This is a genomic window from Bacillus chungangensis (assembly GCF_030812995.1).
Taxonomy (GTDB): Bacteria; Bacillota; Bacilli; order Bacillales; family Bacillaceae_C; genus Bacillus_CF; species Bacillus_CF chungangensis.
Genome location: NZ_JAUSTT010000002.1, coordinates 40,226 through 61,810 on the forward strand (window position 1 = coordinate 40,226; position 21,585 = coordinate 61,810).

Below are 21,585 nucleotides of genomic sequence, written 5' to 3' on the forward strand. Positions count from 1 at the left end.
GTTGCTGGGTTTTGTGGGTTAGGAGTTGGGTTCTCTGGGTTCTCTGGTTCAGGTGATAATAATTCTCCGTCATCATTGATGTCAATTGCATCAAAATAAAATAACCCGTCTCCATTCTCAATAATAAAGAACTTAATGTAAGAAATAACAGATTGTCGGCAAAGATCAATCTTTATTTTAAATAATCGAACTTTGTTTTAAATGACCAATCTTTTTTAGAAAACTACACTATCCCGCTAAAATGTGTACTTGAGCAAGATGATATTGCCAAGATCGTCTTGCGTAAACAAAATAGAGAAACTGAATATATAGTAGATTTCAGAACCCAGCAAGCAAACGGCCATGATTCTGGTGCATTGTGGGTGTCTGGGTGGATTGAATAGCCTAAAGAAAGGCTATTTTTTAGGGTATTCGAATGATCGTGTGAAATGCCCTCGATAGCTAAATAATATTTACTATATCATTTACAGGTATGTAGTATTAAACCTGCAATTTTTATAAATGCAAAATGGAAAGTCAGCTTTACAAAAAAACGAAATGCCTCTATAATTATGGAAAGCAGACTTTCCATTACGAGGAAGGAAATATGAGATGAAAAACAGACTGGAAGAAATACGTAAAAAACATAGAATAAGTCAGGAAGAACTGGCCACAGCTTTAGAGGTAACCAGACAAACAATTGGTTCACTCGAAAATGGAAGATATAACCCATCTATTATTTTGGCATTTAAGATTGCACGATATTTTAAAATGAGTATTGAAGAAATTTTTATCTATGAGGAGGAAACAAATAATGAAAAAAAATAATTTAGAGTGGTCTTTAGTAATTGTGGGTTTCTTACTTTTACTATCAGGGATTTTTTTGGGATTTGTTGGTGCAGAGGTTTTAAAAATTCCATTTATTAGAATGGATTTAGTTCCAATAGCAGTTGGGTTTTGCGGGGGTTTATTATTTGTTATGGGCGGTTCTACGATCATGCACGAAAAATATAAGACAAAAGAACAACATATCAAGGAAAATGACGAACGAAATATCACAATTATACAAAATGCGAAATCTAAAACATTTGACTTGATGACTATTCTATTTTCTTTTGGTCTCTTAGCACTAGCAATGTTTGGTTATATGAATAAGGTATCTTTTTTTAGTCTCATAGGGCTATTTTTTATATGCCAAGTTTACTGTGGCTTTCAATTCTTGATGTATACTAAAAAAATGTAGAGGAGGGTATTTTTTAACCCTCTTTCCACACTTTTTCCGTTTTGATCTCTGAAGATCGCATTTGAGTCATCTTTTTTTGATACGATTTTTTTATTTCTTATATATTAACGGCAGCAGATAGTATGATCTATAATCCTATTGAGTTATAATTCCATAATACACCAGATCTTCATATCGATTTTCTTTCCTTACATGGTCAATTAATATCCCTTCTTTTTTCATTCCTAATTTTTGCAAAACCCTTCCTGAAGCTGGATTTGAATTAAAGCAACGAGCAAATACTTTATGGTATTGCTTTTCATCAAATGCAAATTGTAATATAGCTTGCGCTGCCTCTGTAGCATATCCATTTCCCCAAAATTCTTCACCTATCCAATAGGCCATTTCACCATTATTAAACTTTTGGTTGTTAGATAGCGCTATAGCTCCATATAATTCTCCTCTTTCCTTATCTGTTATAGCAAATTCATATAATTTATTAGCATTAAAATTATCAAGATGATGTTCAATCCACGATAAAGCATCCTCTATAGAGTATGGATAAGGCAAGTACAATGTATTTTTATAAATATTATAATTATTACAAAGTTTAGTAGCAGCTACTGCATCAGATTTTTGAAACAGTCTTAGTACTAGCCTTTTAGTGATAATTGTTTTATTTTGATTATCATATATCATAAGAAATCCTCCCTACATTATATGAGATAGTACTAATATCTTAATTGTATCTCTTGAAAACTCAATTCCGTTGATTCAATTGTAACAGAATGTTCTAGATTATTTGACGATTCTTTAGAATCATCTTTATATTTCTGTTATTTAAGCACCTATGGAATTGGTTCCCCTCTTGGGATACTATTAATAATTTATCTTCCTTTTTTGTCGTTTTTACCCGAATTACGTCAGAATTTTTGTTTTTTTCTTATCTATCATTTATTTTTATTAGTTGTTATTCTATCTTTAGAACATTCTGAAAGGCGGTGTGTAGTATGAAAAAGTTACTAAGTGTTTTTTTAATTTTAGGCTTCGTGGTCTTATTTGTTCCAACTGACGCATCAGCGTCATGCTCTGGTAGTTCTTCGCCTAGAGCAACAGCATGCCCATATTAATTCCCTTTGGGCACTTATTTTCCTCACCTTCTTTTAAAGGGGCTATACAGCCCCCATATTTGATTAGATTAGTCAATGAATCTCTTTTTCTATAGTTCAATATACAAGTGAAGAAAGTCTTTGTAACAACGAAACCCAATAAATTTCTGTATGCCACAGAGTGTTCCTCAAAAACTCAATAAAATTTCTTACATAGCCGATTGATTTTATTAAAAAATCAGTCGGCTTTTTAGTTCATAGACGATCTACAGAATAAAAATGTTGTTGTAATTGCAAACAGAAATGGATAGTAATCAGATCTTATCTGAAACCCTATCCATTCTTTTATTTTGCAAATAAAATGTAGTGCAGTGTTTTTATTAATCAATGCATATTTTCTTCCTCTGTTATAGAAACTAAGAAAAAAATTTGGAGGAAAAAATATGTCAAATAACAAACTTGAAGACTTAAGTCGAAAAATTGAAAAATTAAGAAAGCAGCTTAATGAGCTTGGAAAAGTAAAATCCCTATACGATCCAGAAGTCGTTGACACAAGCCAAAAGCTAGATGAATTACTAAATGAATACGAACGATTGAAAAATACAATATCATAATTCATATTTAATACAGGATCTGCACTTTCCACATAGATGAAAGCATTGTAAAAAACTTATGATACTGTCGTTAATGATTTACCTTCCTTTCATTAAAACAAAAAAACACCTCAAATGATGAGAGTGTCATGGTATAATATTCCACAATTAATCGGATCACTCAAGGGTGATTTGGCTCATCCTCTTCAAAGGGGGTGATGCTTATGCCGGTATTTGAAGCCACTTATAATTGCTTTCGGCGTACTGATCGCTATCTCAAGAGAAAAAGAAATAGACGCCTCTGAGGTTTGGACAACGGGGATCTATTTCTCCCTTGATGGGACGTCTTTATTTCATCATTGTATTATATACAGATTTAGACATCTTATACGTAAGAGAGCCATTGTCATTTTCAATTATGTCACTTACACCACCTTCTTTGATCTTAGCAATGACCTCATCACATTTTGATCTTCAAACAATGAAGCTGGCAATTTAAATTATGAAGTTATTATGATCTATTTTTATCATTTTATTTGAAAGACTTTTTTAATAATGCGCATAATGAACTCATCAAACAATGATTTTATGATAATAATCAAAGCAAGGACATTCACAATTGGTAACAGCGCAATGATTACTTCCACTATTCCTGTCTTTGTACCAAGTGATTCATGTAATTTTTTTATCGAATACCATGTTAATAAGATAGGAAATATATAAATAAAAAATATGAAATCCCAATCCATAGCTTATCCCACCTCAAATTTTACATGTTACCACAACATCATTATACCTAGCACCCTTTAACTTATCACTCCTTTCTCTATCATTTTTATCAAAAAAGACTGTTTCTTTCCTATGTTCACTCGAAATCATGATAGTTATATCCTTCTCATGACAAAGTATAGGAAAAGCACTCCAGAAGGATGCTATCGTTTATTAACGTTTCATTTTTGTCTAAAAAAGAAAAAGCATTAAAAACATAACTGTCTTCTTATTTTAAGGTAGGAGTTAAATTATTAACTATTATTTAAATTCTAAAAATTGAAATAAAATATTGCATTTACCAATTCATTTATTATATAATAAATATAAGGAGGTGATATGATGAAAAAGAAAATAGGTGCTCTTTTATTTGCTTTAGCACTTTTCGGAGCGACATCTGCTTCTGCAGCGTCTGTCATTACTCCAAATGGTCCTATTTGTTATTGGACACCAGCTGGTTGGATGTGCGAATATTAAGAACATTTTTTAAATAAATAGTGATTTTGTATATAAAACATTTATCCACTTTTTAAGTGGCTATTTTTTTGTTTAGAAAAAACAAATATTAAATGATTGCCTTCATGTGCCACACATCTTGGAACGTATACGCTAGTTTGCCTATCATTAATATATTAGTCCTCTAATAATCTGATCAGACAGCCCCTAACCAATTCACGCTCTGTTCCCATTTCGATCCATATCTTGACAACAATTTACTCACGTTTATTTATTCAAAATTTCGTGTAATACAGCCTATTTTCAAATTATTAGGTTGTTGTCCAACCATTAGACGGTTGTCTTTCATAGTATTAAATATACTCTTTTAAAGGAGGTTCTGTCATGTATCATAAAACTTGTCACTGTAAGAAGGGTCCAAAAGAATGCATATGCGGTTATCCACAAGCGAAACCAGCACAACAATTACCTACCAAAACGTTGCCAGCACAATATCAGCCAGTAAAACAGATCACAGAATTTGTAGGGCAAGACGTAGTCATTCCAGTTGTGCATCCAAGTCACACAACACAAATTAATCATACTACCTATAAACACATGCATTCTTATCCTCACACACAGTCTGTAGTTAATTCAGTATCACAAGAGCATTATTGCTGCTGTCCGCCAAAGAAACATCACGTATGTAAACCAAAAAAATATTGGTAATTTGTTTTAAAATTTATAGTACTCTATTCTTAATCGTTAAGGTGGTATAAAAACGCCGCCTAGATGCATTTTGAAGTATTTTTGGATTATTCTTGCTAACCAGTAACTTAAGGAATTCCCGGGCAAGTGTAAACAGTGGTCTGGGTTCTTTTCAATCTTTTAAACTTAACTAGGAGAGGGTTCTCGCAAGGCACCACTGACTATAACAAATATCTTCTAGTATTTTATGATCTTCATTTAATAAAGTTCTTTATTTTGTTAGTGGTGAGAAAAAACGCATTTCTAAACAAATGTTTCATCACGTTGTGTAATAAAAAAAATGCTTTTCAGGGGAAGGGAATATGGTTATCTTAGACGTCCAAAGGGGCGTCTTTTTTTTTTCGAAAAATTGAGGCATTTACCTATTTTTATCATATAAGGTTTCATATTTTTTATATTGACATAGGCTATACAGAATACAAAATGAGAAAGAAGGTGGGCAAATGCCAAACCCATATTTTCCTGGATATCGTGATATGCATTATGGTCCATACCATACTGGCTATCATGGGCACGCATATCCACATCACCACCATCATGGGCACCATCACCATGGGCACCATCATGGGCATCATCATTATCATCATGGACATGATTATGGACATCAAACACAACTTCAATTGCAACATCAAGGATACAGTCCTCACCATATACACCATGTACATCATAAGCATCCTCATCACCATCACGAGTACTATTGGGAATGAATTCTTAGAAGAAGATAAGGGCAGTGCCCCTATCTTCTTTACATAATTATAGTTCGATGTTATTAACAAATGTTTCCCTACACAATATAATAACTTATAAAAAAGGAACTATAGAATATTGCGGTCATCTACTGCGCAACGTTTTGCGATTGAAAAATATCTTTAAGCAATATCACTTTTATAGGTTATTTTATACCACTCAACGAGCAAAAATCGGAGCTTTCTTAAGTATGAATCCATTATAAAAGTACCGTTCCATCAGGGTAACAACAGCATGATTCTTTATGATAAAATCATTGAAGAGGCTGCACATTTTTTCTCGAAAAACCTGCCTCAAAGCACAATATAAGGAGAATGATCATGGCTATTTCAAGGGGAACAATCAATGAAATCAAGTTTGAAAGCAAAGAATTAGAGGATATTATTCATATATTCATTTATTTGCCTGCAACATTTTCCACTTTATACAAGTATTCACTTTTAATTACTCAAGATGGGAAAGACTATTTTCAACTGGGACGCATTACTCGCTTTGCCGATGAATTACTGCATAATCAAGAAATTGAAAATGTCATTATTGTTGGGATTCCTTATAAAAATGTGGAAGATCGCACAAGTAAATATCATCCGAATGGAGAGCAAAATGAAGCATATATTCGTTTTCTTGCGCATGAGCTTGTCCCGTATCTAGATCAGATGTATCCAACTTATCAAGTAGGCAATGGACGAGCATTAATTGGCGATTCGATGGCTGCAACTGTCTCCTTAATGACTGCTGTAAAATACCCACATACTTTTGGTAAAGTCATCATGCAAAGTCCATTTGTTAATGAAAAAGTGCTTGCTGAAATTAGTCAGCATCCCGAACCGCATTTGTTGGATATTTACCACGTAATTGGCAACAAAGAAACAGAGGTTAAAACAACAAGCGGCGATATAAAAGATTTTTTAACACCGAATAGAACACTCCAAGCACTGATTAAGAGAAAAGGTTTTCCTTATTTTTATGAAGAATTTGAAGGAGATCATACTTGGAAGTATTGGCAATCTGATTTAAAGAGAGCACTTAAAAAAATGTTTTCATGAAGATTCAAAGAAATATAAAAGATTCTCCCGCACCATATATAATTTTGCTAGAATTTGTTATAATTAAATAGATGTCTGTACCCTTTACAATCCCATCACTGTTTTATTTAAAAGGAGGTAGTGATCAATGAAATATGGTGTTGCCATTTTTCCATCAAAAAAACTTCAAGACGTAGCGAACTCATATCGAAAACGCTATGATCCCCATTATTCTCTCATCCCTCCGCATCTGACGATAAGAGATGCTTTTCATTCTAATCAAGAGGGGGGAGCATTTACAAAACAGTTAAAAGAAATAGCAATGAAATATGACCCTTTTACATTAAAGGTGTTCAAAGTAAGCTCCTTTCAACCCGTAAGCAATACCATTTATTTTAAAACCGAAACTCCAAAAGAGCTAGAAGGCTTATATCATGATTTATACGAGGCACTACCTGGCGAAGAGCCCGAATATGCATTTGTCCCACATATTACAATAGCACAAAAACTCTCTAATGATGAACATTCAGATGTGTACGGACAGCTTCGAATGCTTGGTGTTGATCATGAAGAGGTAATTGATCGATTCCACCTTCTTTATCAGCTTGAAAATAGTTCATGGACAGTATATGAAACATTTCGATTAGGAAAGGATCAGTAGAACGTGAATGTTACAAAAGTTTCGACAGAACAGCAGCTAAAAGATGCCTTCTCCATTCGAAAAAAAGTCTTTATTGAAGAACAGCACGTGCCGGTTGAGATAGAAATGGATGAATATGAAAATGAATCGGCTCATTTTGTACTTTATGTGAATGAAAACCCTGCTGGCGCAGGCAGATTTAGAATAATCAACAACAATGGAAAAATTGAGCGAGTTTGCATTCTTCCTAGATATCGCGGCCTTGGTGCAGGAAATCATATCATGAAAGCCATTGAAGACTATGCGAAAACGATTGAAGTTTCAAGTATCGTTCTTCATGCACAGACGCATGCAATTCCGTTCTACAAAAAACTTGGCTATCAGGAAGATTCTGAAGAGTTTTACGATGCAGGCATTCCACATAAATCAATGAAAAAATTTTTAGACTAAAGAAAATCCTTGCTTTTGCAAGGATTTTCTAATTAATTAGATAAACTTTTGAATATTTGTCCCTTTCCCAGTAATCTCAGCAGCTTCAAATAAATCATACTGGTTTTTTTTCAAAGAAGATTTGGCCGTGCTTCTTTTTTTCTTTTGCCTTTTCATTACAGTTATTTTACCTTTTAATGTATCCTGAAAAGTTGTTGTTGTGAGGGCGGCTTTTTGAACGGGGGTTAGTGGAATCGGGTCATGTCTGTCAGGTATAGACCGCTCACGATATTGACTGTATTGATATTGTGGAATTGGTGCAATATATCCCATTTTCACCCCTCCTCATCCTTTGTTGCTTTTATTATACCCTCTTTTATTCAATCAAAACAATTATTTTTTGAATTTTCTTCTTTATTTTAATTTTGTTTTATTCAACATATCTGAAATGGTTGCAAAATCTAATTTTTTTCCATCAGCTACGATAGAACGGACCATTTTATCTTCTAGCTCTCTAGGAACCGATCTGTTCGCAATTTTCGATACCTTTTTAATGATCCTTCTGACTGTATCTTCATCTTTAAAATTTGCATTCTGCAATGAGTTGGCCAAATCGACAATTTCTTTCATATTAACCCCTGTTTTTTCTTCGATACTTTTAAAAAATTGATTTTCCATTCTTTTAGATGCCTCCCTTTCGACTACTCCATCATATGAAAAGATCTCATTTTTGGTGATAAAAAGAGGCTGCCTATCCTTTTATTAAGTTCAGAGGTTGAAAAAAGTCTAACTTCCATAAAAAGAAGTTATCTATTCAAGCTAATCTGTCTACTTGTCAATAAATCGGACATTTACTAAATAGAATTGAAAAACGTATTTCTCACTTCTTCCTTTCACCTTTATCAGTTACATATGAGCAAAAGCAGATTGTTTAACAACAAAAAAATCAGTGGGGAAATAGCCCCACTGAAGTGCATTTAACAGCAAAAACTTGCTCCCACAATAATAAGCAGGATAAAAAGAACTACGATTAACACAAAGGTAGAACCTCCGCCGCAATAACCGCCATATCCGTAACCACCGTAACCAAAACCATAAGGCATAGACTGTCACCTCACTTTTGTAATGAATCACTTATATCATATGTGGGGTGATATCATTATGTCTGGGCAGTAATCCGTATTCGATAAGCTCTTATGACATATAATGGCCTATAACATTAACCCTTTGGTTTAAAAAAGATAGCGCCAATTACTCCGAAAATAATTGCAGCAGAAATCCCTGAAGAAGTGATTTCAAACATCCCGGTTAGTACTCCTATAATTCCATGTGCTTCAGCCTCTTGCATCGCTCCCTTAACAAGTGAATTTCCAAAACTTGTAATCGGAATTGTTGCTCCGGCACCAGCAAAATCGATTAGCCGATCATATAAACCAAATCCTGAAATAACAGCACCTACTGTGACTAATAAGCTTAATGTATGAGCAGGCGTTAGTTTGGCAACATCAAATAATAATTGGCCAATCACACAAATTAAACCACCAATGACAAACGCCCAAAAAAACATTGCTAACATAATTTCAACCACCTTCCCGTCAACCTATAAAGACATTTGTACAGAATCATCTTTTATGACAATTCATGCTGTATTAGAGTTTCCCTCTTTATATACTCCTATTAAATTTTATTGATATTCAATCGCAACAGCATGTGCAATGCATGGGATCGTCTCATTTTGTTGGAAAGTCAATGGTGAATGCAGTGCCCCTGTCGCAACAAATAGCATTTTTTGAAACATTCCTTGCTTCATTTGATTTAACAAATGTCCGTATAAAACGGTGGCACAACAACCAGCACCACTAGCTCCAGATTGAACAGATTGATGTTCTCGATAAATCATCATACCGCAATCTTGAAACCGTGATTCCTCAATCTTCATACCCTTCTCATGCAAAAGAGCTAAAGCAGCTTTCCGGCCAATCAATGCCAAATCTCCAGTTACAATAAGATCATAGTAATTTGGTGGCAATTGTAAGTCCTGAAAATGTCTAATGATCGTATCTACAGCAGCTGGTGCCATTGCTCCTCCTAAATTAAATGGATCGGTTAATCCCATATCAATTACTCGTCCAATCGTAGCAGCAGTTACTCTTGGTGCTTTGTTATCCTTCATATAGTTAGCTGTACTTACTAAGCCTACTCCAGCACCAGTAACTGTCCATTGCGCAGTCGGAGGCTTTTGACTTCCATACTCTGTAGGATAGCGATATTGCTTTTCAGTTGCTGAATGATGGCTTGAAGCACCAGTTAATACATGCTGAGCTCCTTGCGCATTGACCAAAAAAGCTGCGATCGCAAGTCCCTCTGCTGCAGTTGAACAAGCACTAAAGATACCTAAATATGGAATTTTGTTTGTACGAGCGGCAAAGCTAGATGGAGTAAGTTGATTAAGCAAGTCTCCAGAAATAAAAAATTGCACATCGTCTTCAATTAATTTTCGCTTTTGAAGCGCAATTTCAATAGCATCTTCTATTAAAATGCGCTGTCCTTTTTCAAATGAGTCTTGTTCCATCCAAATATTATCGTGGAATTTATCAAAATCATTTGGTATTTGACCATCTTTTTCAAACGGACCACCAACTACTCCTGTAGACACGATTGTAGGCAAGTTGGGGAATTTCCATGTTTGTCCTCCTTGGAGCATTAAATAACCCCCCATTGAATTAAGGCTGTTTTTACTAAAGCAACGATAAATGCTGAGAATACACCGTAAACAATTACAGCTCCTGCTAATTTAAACATATTGCCGCCAATTCCAAGAATAAATCCTTCAGTTCGGTGCTCAATAGCAGCCGAGATGATAGCATTTCCAAATCCTGTTACAGGAACTGCGCTTCCCGCACCTGAAAATTGACCTATTTTGTCGTAGAGGCTAAATCCAGTTAAAAGCATTGATAAAAATACCATCGTTGCAACTGTAGGATTACTAGCAGTCTGCTCAGTAAAATTGGAAAAATAAATAAATCCATAGGTAATCGCTTGTCCAATACAACAAATGATGCCTCCAGCTAAAAAAGCACGAAGACAGTTTTTTAATATAGGCCGTTTTATTTCGTATTGTTGCTGCATTTTTTCATACTGCTGCTGTTCCGGTGTTTTTTCCTTGTTTTTTTCCATCTTTTAATCCCCCCTATGTAAGCTCACTACTTAAACTAATAATTTTTTTAAATCGTTTTTCTGCTTCCTTCTTTGAAATTTCTCCAGATTGTAAAGCTTCTTTTAGTCTTACTGCCTCTAGAAAAATTTTATAATCGCTAGAAACAATAAATTGTTTTTTTGGATAGCGGGATTCCAGTTTTTTGTTTAATTTCTTTTCTATTTTTCTCATGTTAAACCGCTGTAAATGCCGTACTTTATAAGCAACAATCACTCTCTTCTCATTTTCTACAATCGCTGTGTCATAAATAGCAGGTATTTCTTCTATATCTCTTTCTATTTTGTCGCCAACCACTTGATGTTTTTTGGATTTTTTTATAACAATTGGTGTTGGCTGTGTCGTTTTTAACAGTGCATAGCTGCTCTCTTCTGTTCTTTTCTTGTTAAGAGCACACCCCGTGACACTCATTAGTAAAAACATCATCATGAAAAATGGAATATATCTTCTCATATCGATCCCCTTTTTGACTATTTTCCTTTTATTTTTAACTTTTTTTTTGTTTTTATCCGTTTGTATTAAAAAGAGAGGAATCATCAAAGAGAAGGGAATCAACTGATAAGTTTTGAATACTTTAAAAATAAAGGTAAAATTAAATATTTAAACAATCAAAAAAACTGACTGTCTTCCAGTCAGTTTTTCATTTTTTTTTTCCACAGCCGCATCCTTTTTTCTTTAATGGCCGTCTTTTCCCGGCATTTGGAGCTGGTTGTAGCCGTTTCATATTTTCCAGTCCCTTCTATTTGATATATATCTAATATTATTCTATGTGGAAAAGGGAAGAGTGAAACGACTTTTATCTTAGTAATCATCAGATAGCCAATGTTGTATAGCTGTTTCCAATAAGGCCCCTCCACCTGCAATTGCCAAGATTAAAATGACAGGCATTGAATAAAAAGGAATCCACAGCCAACATAAAAATAAACAAGCAGCTATCCAAATTCCTGTACACCAATAACAACTTAGAAGCTCTCCTATCCATCCTTTCAAACCATTTTTTTTCGGAAGCAAATAAACCTCTTCCTCCCCATCCTCATTTTTCTCCAAAACCTCATCGAAAAATGGGCGCCGAAGAAATTCTGTAATTTTATCAAATACCACTAATCGTGTCAGCCTAAATGAGGCAAAGCTTAATAATAAAAATTGTAAAAAAGTTATTTTCATAAAGCAAACTCCTCAAATAAATTCAAGCTTCCTGTAAATTAACCGAAAGCTTTCTTTTTACTAAAGAATATATAAGTGAGCCATTCATCATTACTTTACATAAGCATGACGTTCCCGAGACGAATGAAAAATACTTCACAGCTACATCGAACTGTAGGACTCCTTATTTTTTTAAAATGTTTTATTAAATGCCCATTTTTTTTTATAAAAGGCGTTTGTCCGTAACCCAAAAAGTACTTTTACAATATGTTAATAGTGAAGGATACAACAAATATTAAGGAGGAAGTTTCTATGAGTCAACGCGATCCAAAAAGAGAAAGAGAAAAGTGTGATCGAAACTGTGTATGTGAAGTCGTACGGGCAATTAAACATATTCAAGATATAGCTGAAGAAGAAGACTGTCTGGGATGTCCTACGAATTGCTTTATAGAACCTTTAGGCGATTTAGTCTCTCGAAATAAAAGACAAAGAGCCGATACACGTGTTTTTGTCTTAAAAACTGCGGACGGAAGCCCTTTTCATGCTTTTTTTATGCCATTTCATCACCATGGAAAAAAAGACGATACAGCATGTGTTTCAATTTTCTTTCGTGTTGAAGAAATTTTTGATAACTGCTGCGCAACATTAAGAGTACTTCGTCCTATTGGACATCGTCACCATGAACACTATGATGAGGAAGAGCATAGTCATCCTCGAAGAGAAACAATTGATATTACAAAAGATTGCTGTATTGACTTGAGCCAGGTGTGCAGGGTTACAAATTTCGAAAGTACTGGTAGTTGTGTCACTGTAGATCTTCGCAGCTTCTCTGCAGTTCAATGTATTCGTGACGTGTACCTTGGCATTTGCGACTAAAAAAAGAAGTCGGCCGGTCATATACCGGCTGTCTTTTTCTTTTCACAGTAGACCCATTATTCTAATGTATTGAAGATCGGTTTTTAAGATTGATATCTGCTTTCCACTAAAGGTAGCAATTTTGACATTTTGGTCATCATATGCAACTAAATTCCCTCTATACCTCTTTGTATCTGTAATAAATTCACAAGGAAAAGGGGCAGAATTTTTCGGAAAACGAGCTAAATACTTAAGACGTTCTTCAATTGTCATATCTTTAAAAGATTTCAATGGCTGAAAGGAAAATACTGGATTAGAAAGTAATAAAGGTGTATCATGTTCTTTATTTTCAACTTTCATTTCTTCGTTTTTTTTTTCATTAACCGTTTTTTCATTCAATTCTTTTTGATTTGCTTCTTTTTCGTTTATTTTTATTGGATTTGGTTTTTTATCTAGAGATACTATTTTTTCTTTATTCTTAATATCAATTTCGATTTCATCATATTGTTGCAGCCTCTCTTCTATATGAGGACCTTCTTTTCTTTTCTTTTTTTGATTCTGTTGAATGGATTCTTTTTTCTTTAAGATATCGTTTTTCGGCTCATCTTTTGCATAAAATTTTTCTTGCATTTTAAATGAAACCGGAGATAAAGTTGGTTGGTCAATATATAGCAAAGGCTTCTGTTCCATTGTTACTATTTTTCTCTTCATTTTTTCCACCTCGCCTATTTTTTTGCTCATTTCTATATGTATGCACCAGAGTAGTTATTTGCGCAAAAAGAAAAACCAGCAGCTAATAATTAGCTGCTGGTTTTTCTTCATTTTAATTTCCAAGAATATGATAGCCTGAGTCAACGTGAATATTTTCACCAGTAATGCCTCGTGAAAAGTGACTAAATAAGAAAACAGCTGTATCGCCGACCTCTTCCTGCGTAGTGCAGCGGCGAAGCGGCGCTTTTTCTTCAATTTCCTTCAGTATAGAATTGAAATCACTAACCCCTTTTGCTGATAATGTTCGGATTGGACCTGCAGATATCGAGTTGACCCGTATGTCATTTTTTCCAAGATCATTTGCTAAATATTTCACGCTTGCATCAAGTGATGCTTTTGCAACTCCCATGACATTATAATTTGATACGACACGTTCGCCGCCTAAATACGTCATTGTGACAATGCTGCCTCCCTCTGGCATCATCTCAAGCTCTTTGACAGTCTTCACTACAGCTGTTAAAGAATATGCACTAATATTTTGAGCAAGTAAAAAACCATCCCGAGTAACATTTAAGTAATCGCCATTCAGTTCTTCTTTATTAGCAAATGCAATGCAGTGCGCTAATCCATGAATTGGACCGACCGCCTCTTTGATAGCAGCAAAGCATTTTTCAATATCTTCATCAGAAGTAACATCACAAGGCAAAATCAATGACTCATCATTTAAAGTTGCAGCTAATTCGCGAACATTTTTTTCAAGCCTTTCCCCAGCATAAGTAAAAACCAATCTAGCTCCAGCTTTATGAAGGGAACAAGCAATTCCCCAAGCAATGCTCCGTTTGTTTGCAACTCCCATCACAACAAATGTTTTACCTTCTAACGCAAAATTCATTATATTAGCCTCCCGATTTATACACGTTATTAGTACCTAGTCCTAATATTACCTGATTTTTCTACGCTTGAAAAGGACAAACCTCTCTAAAAATCTGCTTAATACATCTATTTTTTATAAATAAGAGAACATAATTCAAGGTTTACATTACCTTTCACACTCTGAAATGATCCTTTTTCGCAGAGCGCTATGTTCTTGTCAAAGACGATGGTTTCTATTATAATGATCATACCAACTTGATAATGAAAGTCATTATCGATTTCATCTCATGAGGAGTGTTTTAGAAATGACGGAAATCTTAGAAGCTAATAACGTTAGGATTGGCTATGGAGATAAAATAATTGTAAATGATTTAAAGCTTTCGATTCCTCGAGGGAAAATCACCTCTATTATCGGACCAAATGGGTGTGGTAAGTCCACTTTTTTAAAAGCGTTGTCACGTATTTTAAAACCGATAAGCGGATACGTTTATTTAGATGGAAAGTCTATTCATAAAGAATCAACGAAAGAAACAGCAAAACGGCTTGCTATCTTGCCGCAAAGTCCAGATTCTCCAGCAGGATTAACGGTGCACGAATTGATTTCCTACGGCCGCTTTCCCCATCAGAAAGGTTTTGGCCGTTTAACAAAAGAAGATTATGATATGATCGATTGGGCACTGGAGGTAACGGGTTTAACACTTTTCCGCCATCAAGCAGTTGATGCCTTGTCAGGTGGACAAAGACAAAGAGTTTGGATTGCAATGGCCTTAGCTCAAGGAACAGAAATTTTGCTTTTAGATGAGCCGACTACTTATTTAGATATGGCGCACCAACTTGAGATTTTAACGCTGCTTCAAGATTTAAACAAGCGAGAAAAGAAAACCATTGTCATGGTTATTCATGACCTTAATCATGCTGCTAGATTTTCTCACTACATAGCTGCCATGCATGCTGGAAATCTGATTTATGAAGGAGATCCACAATCAGTTATTACTTCTCATGTTTTAAAAGATGTTTTTCATATTGATGCTCGTATTATTCCAGATCCAGAATTAGGCTGCCCAGTCTGTTTATCATATAATCTCTTAAAACAGCCAATTGAAAAAGTAGTGTAAAAGGAAGATGCCTCTAATCCTTGACTTTTCAGTATAAAAACGTTACTATTTAATTGATAATGATTTTCATTACCAATAAACGTGGTATTCTTTATAGAGAACCATGGTCAAATAAAGGAAAGGAGGCAGCAATACGTAGGTTTTACGTAAACCGAGCTTCAATGTGAAAAGAGTATTGTCGATATTTATAGGAAATCGCTTTCATCCGTTATCACACCACCTATACCTTATTGTAAATATCCAACAAACACCCATTCATTCACCCCAACCGCCTATTGGCAGTGAATGAAAAAGTATCCTTATCATGCAAAACAAAAAAGCGATCCCATATCGACAATCATACTCTTCTAAACATTTTAGCATGAAAAGAAAACTTCCATTAGCTCATTGGAAGTTTTCTTTCGTTTACCTTTTATTCAGAGAAGCAGCAGTTCACTTTCGCTGCCTCAAGACGAACATTGCTTCTCCTACAGCGAAATGAGAGAAGCGATTGCCTTTATTCGTAGAAAAATTGCAATTCCCTCTTTAACTCATCGACATACTCTTTTGAACCAGTTACGATTAGCTTATCATTTACAAGCAACTCCGTATCTCCATGAGGCACAATCGAATCCTTCCCACGAAAGATGCGTACGAAAATGACATCACCTGTAAAAGGAAATTGTCTTAGTGTCATCCCTTCAAACTGCTGATTTTTCATATGAATTTCATATAAGGAAGTATCTTGATTTGTTAAAATCTGCATCACATTAGGCGACTCAATGAGTGCTCGAAATAACGCCTTCGTTGAGAGAAACATTGAAAATACTTCAACTCCCTGCTCTTTTAATGTTTCATCAAGATCAGGGCTTTCGATCCGAGCAATGACCCTATTAACATCATGTTCTTTCGCAGCTACTGACAACGTTGCATTCAATTCTTCATCCCCAGTTGAAAAAACAACGATATCTGCTGTAAAGATGCCATTCTCGATCAATGTCTCTTCTTCATAATTCGGCATTTCAACAATGTTAAATAAAGAATCGGCAATTTGGCGATCCGATTTATCAATTTTTGTATGATAAAGCATCGGCTCAAAGGAAGAACTATCCAATTCACGAACTAATGGCAAGGTGAGCTGATTCGCTCCTACTAATGCTACCTTTAGCCTTCTCTCTTCCCCGTTTTCTTTTGGAAAGAGCTTCTTAAATACAATTGGCGTAATGATACAACTGATCACCGCTACTAAAATGAGCATGCCGCTCATTTCTGGGGTAATGACCCCGATTCGTTCTGCAATTTTCGCTGCTGCAATCACAAGCGATAAAGTTGATGTTAATAAAAAGGCAGCTGCTAAGACAGTCTGTTTATCATACCATTTCCGTAGCAAATAGACGGGAATAAGCTTCGAAATAAGCAGTGCCAACAACAATAATGGGATGAGCATAAGGAGCTTCTTGTCTGATAATAAAGACCATAGTTCTAAATCGACTCCGACCATCACAAAGAATATTGGAATAAAAAATCCATATCCAAAAGAGTCAAGCTGTCGAATCATTTCCTGATTCGGCGCCAATAAAGAAACGAGAACCCCTGCTAAGAAAGCTCCGAGAATATTTTCGGCTCCTACTGATTCAGATAAAGCGACAAGGACAATAATCAAGGTAAAAACAGCACGAGTTCCAATCTGAACAGTTCCCGCTGACAAAACTTCAAAAAGCGCCTTGTTCTTGAACCTTTTCGCGACAATAAATAATAAGATTCCTGCTCCAAATAAAATGAGTAGCAGCCACATATTTCCCTTTCCATCTCCAGATATAGAAACAAAAACCGCTAATAAAACCATTGTAATCAAGTCAGCAATGACGGCGATTAACAAAATAATTTGACCGATTCCAGTTTTCATGATATTAGCTTCTTTTAACGTAGGTACAACGACTCCAAGCGAAATGGTTGAAATGATTAATGTCATCAAAAATGCATTTTCAATTAAACCAATCCAAACAAAAAGATAAGACAATAAGAGCGATATGACAAAAATACCAGCAAAAATAACGGTCGCTGTACCTAGACGATGAGGTTCCTTTTTTCCATTAGGCAGCAAAACCGTTTTTTTGTTTCCAGAAAACGCGGAAAAGTCAATCTCAACACCACTTAAAAACATTAAAAAAATGAATCCTAATGTTGACAATGTTTGCAGCCACATATCATCATGAACTAAATTTAGTCCACTTTTCCCTATTAATAGCCCCATTATAATTTCAGCAATAACGACTGGTATAAAATTCATTTTAAATCGATGTAGTAAAATAGGTGTTAGAAATGCGACAACAATAACAATCACAATCGAGATTAATGATGCTGGCTGCTCCAATGTAAACCTCCCCTTTCAGAAATAAATATCAAGGTATCTCTTCTTATCTAATAGCTGCCATGATGATAGAGGGTGGCTTTAAATAATACAATCTATCAATGAACCAAGTAATTCATAAACATCGTTGCCATTCCAAAATAAATAAGTATAGAAATAATGTCGTTAATCGTCGTAATAAAAGGTCCAGATGCAACTGCTGGATCAATCTTCAATTTATGCATGAAGAGAGGAACTAACGCCCCAGCAAGTGTTGCAACAAAAAGGGAAGCAAGGATTGATATGCCAACAAGCATACCAAGAAAAAGTTCTCCCTTCCATAGATAGACAATAATTGTAATTAAGATGCCGCATGTCGTTCCTGTGATGAAACCTGTACCTGCTTCACGAGCAATGAGTTTCCATTTGCTTTCTTTCTCAATATCACCGGTTGCAATACTTCTAACAGAGACTGCCAGTGCTTGCGTTCCTGTATTTCCAGCCATTCCTGCAATTAATGGGATAAACACTGCTAAGATAGCAACTTGGCTGAGAGTATCCTCAAAACGACCAATTAAACTAGCTGTAAACATCCCGAGAAACAGTAGAATGATCAACCAAGGTAATCTCTTCTTCGCAGCTGAAAATGGATTTTTATCAGTTGAATCGACATCGGTAACCCCTGCTAATTTTGAGTAATCGTCAGATGCTTCCTCATCCATTACATCGATAATATCGTCAAATGTAATAATGCCAAGCAAATGATTTTGAAAATCAACAACCGGTACAGCTAGGAAATTATAATCTTTCATCGTTCTAGCGACTTCCTCTTGATCTTCCCCTACTGAAACTGATACAACCCGATCATTAATAATTTCGGAAATCATTGTTTCATCGTCGCTAATAATTAAATCCCTTAAAGAAATAACACCTAGCAATCGTTTATAATCGTCAATGACATACACATAATAAATCGTTTCTGCTTTTGGTGCTTCACTTTTTAAAATATACATGGCGGACCGAACTGTTTGATTAGCTACAATCGCAACATATTCCGTCGTCATAATACTTCCAGCAGTATATTCTTCGTAGTGAAGCAAGTCTTTTATCTCCTGAGCTGCCTCAGGATTCATAATTGATAAATAACTAGCAACTTGAACCTTATCTAGACGATTAAGGACATCTACAGCATTATCAGCATACATATGGCTTAACATGTCTGCTGCATAGCTTGGGTCCATATCTGCTAACAACATCTCATATTCGTCATCTTCAATCTCAAGATTTTCGAACAAATTGGAAATTTCTTTAGGAGAAAGGTAATAATAGACATATATACGTTGCTGTTGTTCAAGTGTCATGAAAAACGTGGCTTGGTCATATGGATGGCTGTCTATAAATTCATCTCGAAAGACATCGATATTTTCTTCTTGAAGTGCCTTCAGCAATATTTCCTCATTCAATTGTCTTGCTTCCTCCATATAAGCTTCTCCCATCGTCACTTCCCCTCCTTCCATCTTGTCTTCATTATCCTAACAAATCTTTTCAAGATTGTCGTTACTTATCTTAAAAAAAGTAATGTAATGATATCGTCAGCTTTTTCTTGAAACGAACAACCTGATCTTTTAAATGGGAATTATTGGATTATATTGCTAAACTTAATCTTTATTAATTGGGAATCCTATTCATACAAAAAACATATTCCTGAGGTGAATCATGAATATTGATATTATTGGCGATATTCATGGATGCTTCCATGAATTTTATCAATTGACAGTTAAATTAGGTTATCAGTGGCAAGATGGAGTTCCTATCCATCCACATCAGCGCATCCTTGGGTTTGTAGGTGACTTAACAGACCGTGGACCACAATCATTAAAAACAATCGACGTTGTCTATCAACTTTGGCGACAGAAACTTGCTATCTATGTACCTGGAAATCATTGCAACAAACTTTATCGCTATTTTTTAGGACGTCCAGTCCAAAAAAAACATGGATTAGAAACAACTGTACATGAATTAATGCAGCTTTCAAAAACAGATTTTCATGATTATCAGGAAAAATTTATTCAACTTTATGAACATGCACCATTATATGCTCAATTGGATAATAAGCGATTGATTATTGCACATGCAGGCATCCGCGAGAAAGACATTGGAAGGTACAACAAGAATGTGAAAACATTTGTTTTATATGGAGATATCACTGGAGAAAAACATCCTGACGGTTCTCCAGTAAGAAGGGATTGGGCGGCCTCTTACGATGGAAAGGCGTTTATTGTTTATGGACATACACCCGTATTGCAAGCTCGTTTCTTGAAAAATACTGTTAATATCGATACTGGCGCTGTCTTCGGTGGAAAATTAACTGCGCTTCGATATCCTGAAAGAGAAATCGTTGATGTGCCTTCTACGATGCCCTTTAAACAAGAGAAATTTCGTTCCTATTAGCGTTTCACAACAAAAAAGAAGGGAGACTCAAAGGACGCCAAGGCGTTCTTTTACAGTCATCCCCTTTTTTAGAATACCATTAAAGATTTCTCTCATCCCCCACTGATAAGAAGTAGAACAAAGGCTAAGATCGCAGGCGGCCTCGAGAAGGAAACCGCTTTTCTTCGTGCGATGTTGATTCAAGAAGCTTTCCTTATCCTGTCGGCCCGAACCAATCGGACATTTGACTTTCAGTTTCCCCCCACCTAGCGCTTCTGATTCCTCGTGCTCTTGAGGTGGGGGTCTTACTCCCAGTTAGATGTGGGATAAATCGGCTGGCAAAGCAGAGCAAAAAGTAAGATGTTTATGCAAGAAAGGATGATAAAAGCGGAGCTCCTTACAGTGCAGTGCCTGTCTTTTAATTTGATCAAGAGGACCATCATATAACTCATCTCCCAAGAGTGGATGACCGATATGGGAGAGATGAACACGAATTTGATGTGTTCTCCCAGTTTCAAGTCGTAATTGTAGATGGCAAAAATCAGCATATTGGGAAATAACCCGATAATGGGTGGCAGCATACTGTCCATCCGATCGTACTTCCCGCTCTATGATGCTGTCGCACTTTCTGCCAATTGGCAACTCAATAAACCCTTCCTTTTCTTTGCATACTCCTTTTGCAAATGCTTCATATATTCTTTCTATCTTTTGCTGCTTTTGCATTTCACTAAAGAGATGGTGCGCATAACGATGCTTTGCAATGAGGACAAGACCTGACGTTTGGCGATCCAATCTTGTTACAATATGTACAGCTCGCTGCAAAGCTATTTGTTCATAATACCCTATAATCGCATTAGCTAGACTTCCGCTCGGATGCTCCCGCGAAGGAATGGTATTCATGCCTGCAGGTTTATCAACAACCAAAACATCTCGATCTTCATACTTTATAACAAGTGGAATATTCTCTCCTGCCAGCTTATTGCTAGGATTTTCTGGTGGAAACACAATCGTTAATATATCAGATGCTTGTAGCTGATAGCGGACATTTTGCTCAATCCCATTAACACATATCGATCCCCCAGAAAACTTAATAGCAGTAAGCGCTCTCCTAGACACGTGCTGCGTCTGTAAAAACTCCTTGATTGTCTTCATAGCGTTCTGCTGATCAATCTCCCATTGGAGAAAAAAAGCGGTCATTTT

At 35.6% G+C, this 21,585-nt stretch carries 27 protein-coding genes; 12 read left to right on the forward strand and 15 right to left on the reverse strand.

Annotation, left to right across the window (positions count from 1 at the left end; genetic code table 11):
• The first annotated feature begins 591 nt into the window (after window positions 1-591).
• Both J2S08_RS02125 and J2S08_RS02130 read left to right on the forward strand, forming a co-directional pair.
• The gene (locus J2S08_RS02125; RefSeq protein ID WP_307226206.1) at window positions 592-807 is read left to right on the forward strand and encodes a helix-turn-helix transcriptional regulator; all 216 of its coding nucleotides are present in this window, start codon (window positions 592-594) and stop codon (window positions 805-807) included.
• Window positions 794-1,222: a hypothetical protein gene (locus J2S08_RS02130; RefSeq protein ID WP_307226208.1), complete on the forward strand. Its 429-nt coding sequence runs from the start codon at window positions 794-796 to the stop codon at window positions 1,220-1,222. The genes J2S08_RS02125 and J2S08_RS02130 overlap by 14 nt, the downstream gene beginning before the upstream one ends.
• Before the next feature lie 135 nt (window positions 1,223-1,357).
• Here J2S08_RS02130 and J2S08_RS02135 read toward each other — a convergent pair whose 3' ends face one another.
• The gene (locus J2S08_RS02135) at window positions 1,358-1,900 is read right to left on the reverse strand and encodes a GNAT family N-acetyltransferase (RefSeq protein WP_307226209.1); all 543 of its coding nucleotides are present in this window, start codon (window positions 1,898-1,900) and stop codon (window positions 1,358-1,360) included.
• An 853-nt stretch (window positions 1,901-2,753) separates the two neighbouring features.
• Here J2S08_RS02135 and J2S08_RS02140 point away from each other — a divergent pair.
• Window positions 2,754-2,924 carry an aspartyl-phosphate phosphatase Spo0E family protein gene (locus J2S08_RS02140; RefSeq protein ID WP_307226211.1) on the forward strand — a complete coding sequence of 57 codons (171 nt, stop codon included), beginning with the start codon at window positions 2,754-2,756 and terminating at the stop codon, window positions 2,922-2,924.
• Window positions 2,925-3,430: 506 nt separating this feature from the next.
• On the opposite strand, the gene J2S08_RS02145 is transcribed toward J2S08_RS02140, so the two are convergent.
• Complete coding sequence (locus J2S08_RS02145) at window positions 3,431-3,652, reverse strand: hypothetical protein (protein ID WP_307226213.1); 222 nt, start codon at window positions 3,650-3,652, stop codon at window positions 3,431-3,433.
• Window positions 3,653-4,013: 361 nt separating this feature from the next.
• Between J2S08_RS02145 and J2S08_RS02150 the strand changes: the two genes are divergently transcribed.
• The 6 genes from J2S08_RS02150 (at window position 4,014) to J2S08_RS02175 (ending at window position 7,736) form a co-directional block, all read left to right on the forward strand.
• On the forward strand, window positions 4,014-4,148 hold the full coding sequence (locus J2S08_RS02150; RefSeq protein WP_307226215.1) for a hypothetical protein: 135 nt from the start codon (window positions 4,014-4,016) through the stop codon (window positions 4,146-4,148).
• 363 nt (window positions 4,149-4,511) lie between these two features.
• The gene (locus tag J2S08_RS02155) at window positions 4,512-4,835 is read left to right on the forward strand and encodes a CotD family spore coat protein (protein WP_307226217.1); all 324 of its coding nucleotides are present in this window, start codon (window positions 4,512-4,514) and stop codon (window positions 4,833-4,835) included.
• 482 nt (window positions 4,836-5,317) lie between these two features.
• Window positions 5,318-5,581, forward strand: coding sequence for a hypothetical protein (locus J2S08_RS02160; protein WP_307226219.1), 264 nt, complete (start codon window positions 5,318-5,320; stop codon window positions 5,579-5,581).
• 360 nt (window positions 5,582-5,941) lie between these two features.
• Window positions 5,942-6,667, forward strand: coding sequence for an alpha/beta hydrolase (locus tag J2S08_RS02165; protein WP_307226221.1), 726 nt, complete (start codon window positions 5,942-5,944; stop codon window positions 6,665-6,667).
• Between the two features lie 127 nt (window positions 6,668-6,794).
• On the forward strand, window positions 6,795-7,307 hold the full coding sequence (locus tag J2S08_RS02170; RefSeq protein ID WP_307226222.1) for a YjcG family protein: 513 nt from the start codon (window positions 6,795-6,797) through the stop codon (window positions 7,305-7,307).
• A 3-nt stretch (window positions 7,308-7,310) separates the two neighbouring features.
• Window positions 7,311-7,736, forward strand: coding sequence for a GNAT family N-acetyltransferase (locus J2S08_RS02175; protein WP_307226224.1), 426 nt, complete (start codon window positions 7,311-7,313; stop codon window positions 7,734-7,736).
• A gap of 36 nt (window positions 7,737-7,772) precedes the next feature.
• On the opposite strand, the gene J2S08_RS02180 is transcribed toward J2S08_RS02175, so the two are convergent.
• The 8 genes from J2S08_RS02180 to J2S08_RS02215 form a co-directional block, all read right to left on the reverse strand.
• Window positions 7,773-8,048: a hypothetical protein gene (locus tag J2S08_RS02180; RefSeq protein ID WP_307226226.1), complete on the reverse strand. Its 276-nt coding sequence runs from the start codon at window positions 8,046-8,048 to the stop codon at window positions 7,773-7,775.
• An 81-nt stretch (window positions 8,049-8,129) separates the two neighbouring features.
• A complete protein-coding gene (locus J2S08_RS02185) occupies window positions 8,130-8,393 on the reverse strand; it encodes a stage VI sporulation protein F (protein WP_307226228.1) in 264 nt (87 codons plus the stop codon).
• 299 nt (window positions 8,394-8,692) lie between these two features.
• Window positions 8,693-8,818, reverse strand: coding sequence for a YjcZ family sporulation protein (locus tag J2S08_RS02190; RefSeq protein WP_307226230.1), 126 nt, complete (start codon window positions 8,816-8,818; stop codon window positions 8,693-8,695).
• Window positions 8,819-8,934: 116 nt separating this feature from the next.
• Window positions 8,935-9,291, reverse strand: a complete 357-nt coding sequence (gene spoVAE / locus J2S08_RS02195; RefSeq protein ID WP_307226232.1) for a stage V sporulation protein AE — start codon at window positions 9,289-9,291, stop codon at window positions 8,935-8,937.
• 108 nt (window positions 9,292-9,399) lie between these two features.
• Window positions 9,400-10,419, reverse strand: a complete 1,020-nt coding sequence (gene spoVAD / locus J2S08_RS02200; protein WP_307226234.1) for a stage V sporulation protein AD — start codon at window positions 10,417-10,419, stop codon at window positions 9,400-9,402.
• Window positions 10,419-10,892, reverse strand: a complete 474-nt coding sequence (gene spoVAC / locus J2S08_RS02205; protein ID WP_307226236.1) for a stage V sporulation protein AC — start codon at window positions 10,890-10,892, stop codon at window positions 10,419-10,421. Before spoVAC ends, spoVAD begins: the two co-directional genes overlap by 1 nt.
• Before the next feature lie 13 nt (window positions 10,893-10,905).
• Window positions 10,906-11,382 carry a YhcN/YlaJ family sporulation lipoprotein gene (locus J2S08_RS02210; RefSeq protein ID WP_307226238.1) on the reverse strand — a complete coding sequence of 159 codons (477 nt, stop codon included), beginning with the start codon at window positions 11,380-11,382 and terminating at the stop codon, window positions 10,906-10,908.
• 348 nt (window positions 11,383-11,730) lie between these two features.
• Window positions 11,731-12,093, reverse strand: a complete 363-nt coding sequence (locus J2S08_RS02215) for a DUF1360 domain-containing protein (protein ID WP_307226240.1) — start codon at window positions 12,091-12,093, stop codon at window positions 11,731-11,733.
• 291 nt (window positions 12,094-12,384) lie between these two features.
• On the opposite strand from J2S08_RS02215, the gene J2S08_RS02220 reads away from it, so the two are divergent.
• Window positions 12,385-12,948 (forward strand): CotY/CotZ family spore coat protein, encoded by a 564-nt coding sequence (locus J2S08_RS02220; RefSeq protein WP_307226242.1) that lies wholly within the window; start codon window positions 12,385-12,387, stop codon window positions 12,946-12,948.
• A 42-nt stretch (window positions 12,949-12,990) separates the two neighbouring features.
• Here J2S08_RS02220 and J2S08_RS02225 read toward each other — a convergent pair whose 3' ends face one another.
• Both J2S08_RS02225 and fabI read right to left on the reverse strand, forming a co-directional pair.
• Window positions 12,991-13,638, reverse strand: coding sequence for a CotO family spore coat protein (locus tag J2S08_RS02225; protein WP_307226243.1), 648 nt, complete (start codon window positions 13,636-13,638; stop codon window positions 12,991-12,993).
• Window positions 13,639-13,750: 112 nt separating this feature from the next.
• The gene (gene fabI, locus J2S08_RS02230) at window positions 13,751-14,530 is read right to left on the reverse strand and encodes an enoyl-ACP reductase FabI (protein WP_307226245.1); all 780 of its coding nucleotides are present in this window, start codon (window positions 14,528-14,530) and stop codon (window positions 13,751-13,753) included.
• A 286-nt stretch (window positions 14,531-14,816) separates the two neighbouring features.
• Between fabI and J2S08_RS02235 the strand changes: the two genes are divergently transcribed.
• The gene (locus tag J2S08_RS02235) at window positions 14,817-15,626 is read left to right on the forward strand and encodes an ABC transporter ATP-binding protein (RefSeq protein WP_307226247.1); all 810 of its coding nucleotides are present in this window, start codon (window positions 14,817-14,819) and stop codon (window positions 15,624-15,626) included.
• A gap of 496 nt (window positions 15,627-16,122) precedes the next feature.
• On the opposite strand, the gene J2S08_RS02240 is transcribed toward J2S08_RS02235, so the two are convergent.
• Window positions 16,123-17,979 (reverse strand): monovalent cation:proton antiporter family protein, encoded by a 1,857-nt coding sequence (locus J2S08_RS02240; RefSeq protein WP_307226249.1) that lies wholly within the window; start codon window positions 17,977-17,979, stop codon window positions 16,123-16,125.
• A 95-nt stretch (window positions 17,980-18,074) separates the two neighbouring features.
• Window positions 18,075-19,451 (reverse strand): magnesium transporter, encoded by a 1,377-nt coding sequence (mgtE, locus tag J2S08_RS02245; RefSeq protein ID WP_307226251.1) that lies wholly within the window; start codon window positions 19,449-19,451, stop codon window positions 18,075-18,077.
• 220 nt (window positions 19,452-19,671) lie between these two features.
• Between mgtE and prpE the strand changes: the two genes are divergently transcribed.
• Window positions 19,672-20,406, forward strand: a complete 735-nt coding sequence (gene prpE / locus J2S08_RS02250) for a bis(5'-nucleosyl)-tetraphosphatase PrpE (RefSeq protein WP_307226253.1) — start codon at window positions 19,672-19,674, stop codon at window positions 20,404-20,406.
• A 294-nt stretch (window positions 20,407-20,700) separates the two neighbouring features.
• Here the strand turns inward: prpE and J2S08_RS02255 are convergent, their stop codons facing one another.
• The gene (locus J2S08_RS02255) at window positions 20,701-21,582 is read right to left on the reverse strand and encodes an RluA family pseudouridine synthase (RefSeq protein ID WP_307226254.1); all 882 of its coding nucleotides are present in this window, start codon (window positions 21,580-21,582) and stop codon (window positions 20,701-20,703) included.
• Between the last annotated feature and the right edge of the window lie 3 nt (window positions 21,583-21,585).

What these genes read in the sequence shown, in the direction of transcription:
- J2S08_RS02220 (WP_307226242.1), top strand. Translation starts at nt 12,385, where the DNA reads ATGAGTCAACGCGATCCAAAAAGAGAAAGAGAAAAGTGTGATCGAAAC.
- J2S08_RS02210 (WP_307226238.1), bottom strand. Translation starts at nt 11,382, where the DNA reads ATGAGAAGATATATTCCATTTTTCATGATGATGTTTTTACTAATGAGT.
- J2S08_RS02235 (WP_307226247.1), top strand. Translation starts at nt 14,817, where the DNA reads ATGACGGAAATCTTAGAAGCTAATAACGTTAGGATTGGCTATGGAGAT.
- spoVAE (WP_307226232.1), bottom strand. Translation starts at nt 9,291, where the DNA reads ATGTTAGCAATGTTTTTTTGGGCGTTTGTCATTGGTGGTTTAATTTGT.
- mgtE (WP_307226251.1), bottom strand. Translation starts at nt 19,451, where the DNA reads ATGGGAGAAGCTTATATGGAGGAAGCAAGACAATTGAATGAGGAAATA.
- J2S08_RS02190 (WP_307226230.1), bottom strand. Translation starts at nt 8,818, where the DNA reads ATGCCTTATGGTTTTGGTTACGGTGGTTACGGATATGGCGGTTATTGC.
- J2S08_RS02135 (WP_307226209.1), bottom strand. Translation starts at nt 1,900, where the DNA reads ATGATATATGATAATCAAAATAAAACAATTATCACTAAAAGGCTAGTA.
- J2S08_RS02125 (WP_307226206.1), top strand. Translation starts at nt 592, where the DNA reads ATGAAAAACAGACTGGAAGAAATACGTAAAAAACATAGAATAAGTCAG.
- spoVAD (WP_307226234.1), bottom strand. Translation starts at nt 10,419, where the DNA reads ATGCTCCAAGGAGGACAAACATGGAAATTCCCCAACTTGCCTACAATC.
- J2S08_RS02155 (WP_307226217.1), top strand. Translation starts at nt 4,512, where the DNA reads ATGTATCATAAAACTTGTCACTGTAAGAAGGGTCCAAAAGAATGCATA.
- J2S08_RS02170 (WP_307226222.1), top strand. Translation starts at nt 6,795, where the DNA reads ATGAAATATGGTGTTGCCATTTTTCCATCAAAAAAACTTCAAGACGTA.
- J2S08_RS02180 (WP_307226226.1), bottom strand. Translation starts at nt 8,048, where the DNA reads ATGGGATATATTGCACCAATTCCACAATATCAATACAGTCAATATCGT.
- prpE (WP_307226253.1), top strand. Translation starts at nt 19,672, where the DNA reads ATGAATATTGATATTATTGGCGATATTCATGGATGCTTCCATGAATTT.
- J2S08_RS02150 (WP_307226215.1), top strand. Translation starts at nt 4,014, where the DNA reads ATGAAAAAGAAAATAGGTGCTCTTTTATTTGCTTTAGCACTTTTCGGA.
- J2S08_RS02255 (WP_307226254.1), bottom strand. Translation starts at nt 21,582, where the DNA reads ATGACCGCTTTTTTTCTCCAATGGGAGATTGATCAGCAGAACGCTATG.
- J2S08_RS02215 (WP_307226240.1), bottom strand. Translation starts at nt 12,093, where the DNA reads ATGAAAATAACTTTTTTACAATTTTTATTATTAAGCTTTGCCTCATTT.
- J2S08_RS02225 (WP_307226243.1), bottom strand. Translation starts at nt 13,638, where the DNA reads ATGAAGAGAAAAATAGTAACAATGGAACAGAAGCCTTTGCTATATATT.
- fabI (WP_307226245.1), bottom strand. Translation starts at nt 14,530, where the DNA reads ATGAATTTTGCGTTAGAAGGTAAAACATTTGTTGTGATGGGAGTTGCA.
- J2S08_RS02160 (WP_307226219.1), top strand. Translation starts at nt 5,318, where the DNA reads ATGCCAAACCCATATTTTCCTGGATATCGTGATATGCATTATGGTCCA.
- J2S08_RS02130 (WP_307226208.1), top strand. Translation starts at nt 794, where the DNA reads ATGAAAAAAAATAATTTAGAGTGGTCTTTAGTAATTGTGGGTTTCTTA.
- J2S08_RS02185 (WP_307226228.1), bottom strand. Translation starts at nt 8,393, where the DNA reads ATGGAAAATCAATTTTTTAAAAGTATCGAAGAAAAAACAGGGGTTAAT.
- J2S08_RS02165 (WP_307226221.1), top strand. Translation starts at nt 5,942, where the DNA reads ATGGCTATTTCAAGGGGAACAATCAATGAAATCAAGTTTGAAAGCAAA.
- spoVAC (WP_307226236.1), bottom strand. Translation starts at nt 10,892, where the DNA reads ATGGAAAAAAACAAGGAAAAAACACCGGAACAGCAGCAGTATGAAAAA.
- J2S08_RS02145 (WP_307226213.1), bottom strand. Translation starts at nt 3,652, where the DNA reads ATGGATTGGGATTTCATATTTTTTATTTATATATTTCCTATCTTATTA.
- J2S08_RS02140 (WP_307226211.1), top strand. Translation starts at nt 2,754, where the DNA reads ATGTCAAATAACAAACTTGAAGACTTAAGTCGAAAAATTGAAAAATTA.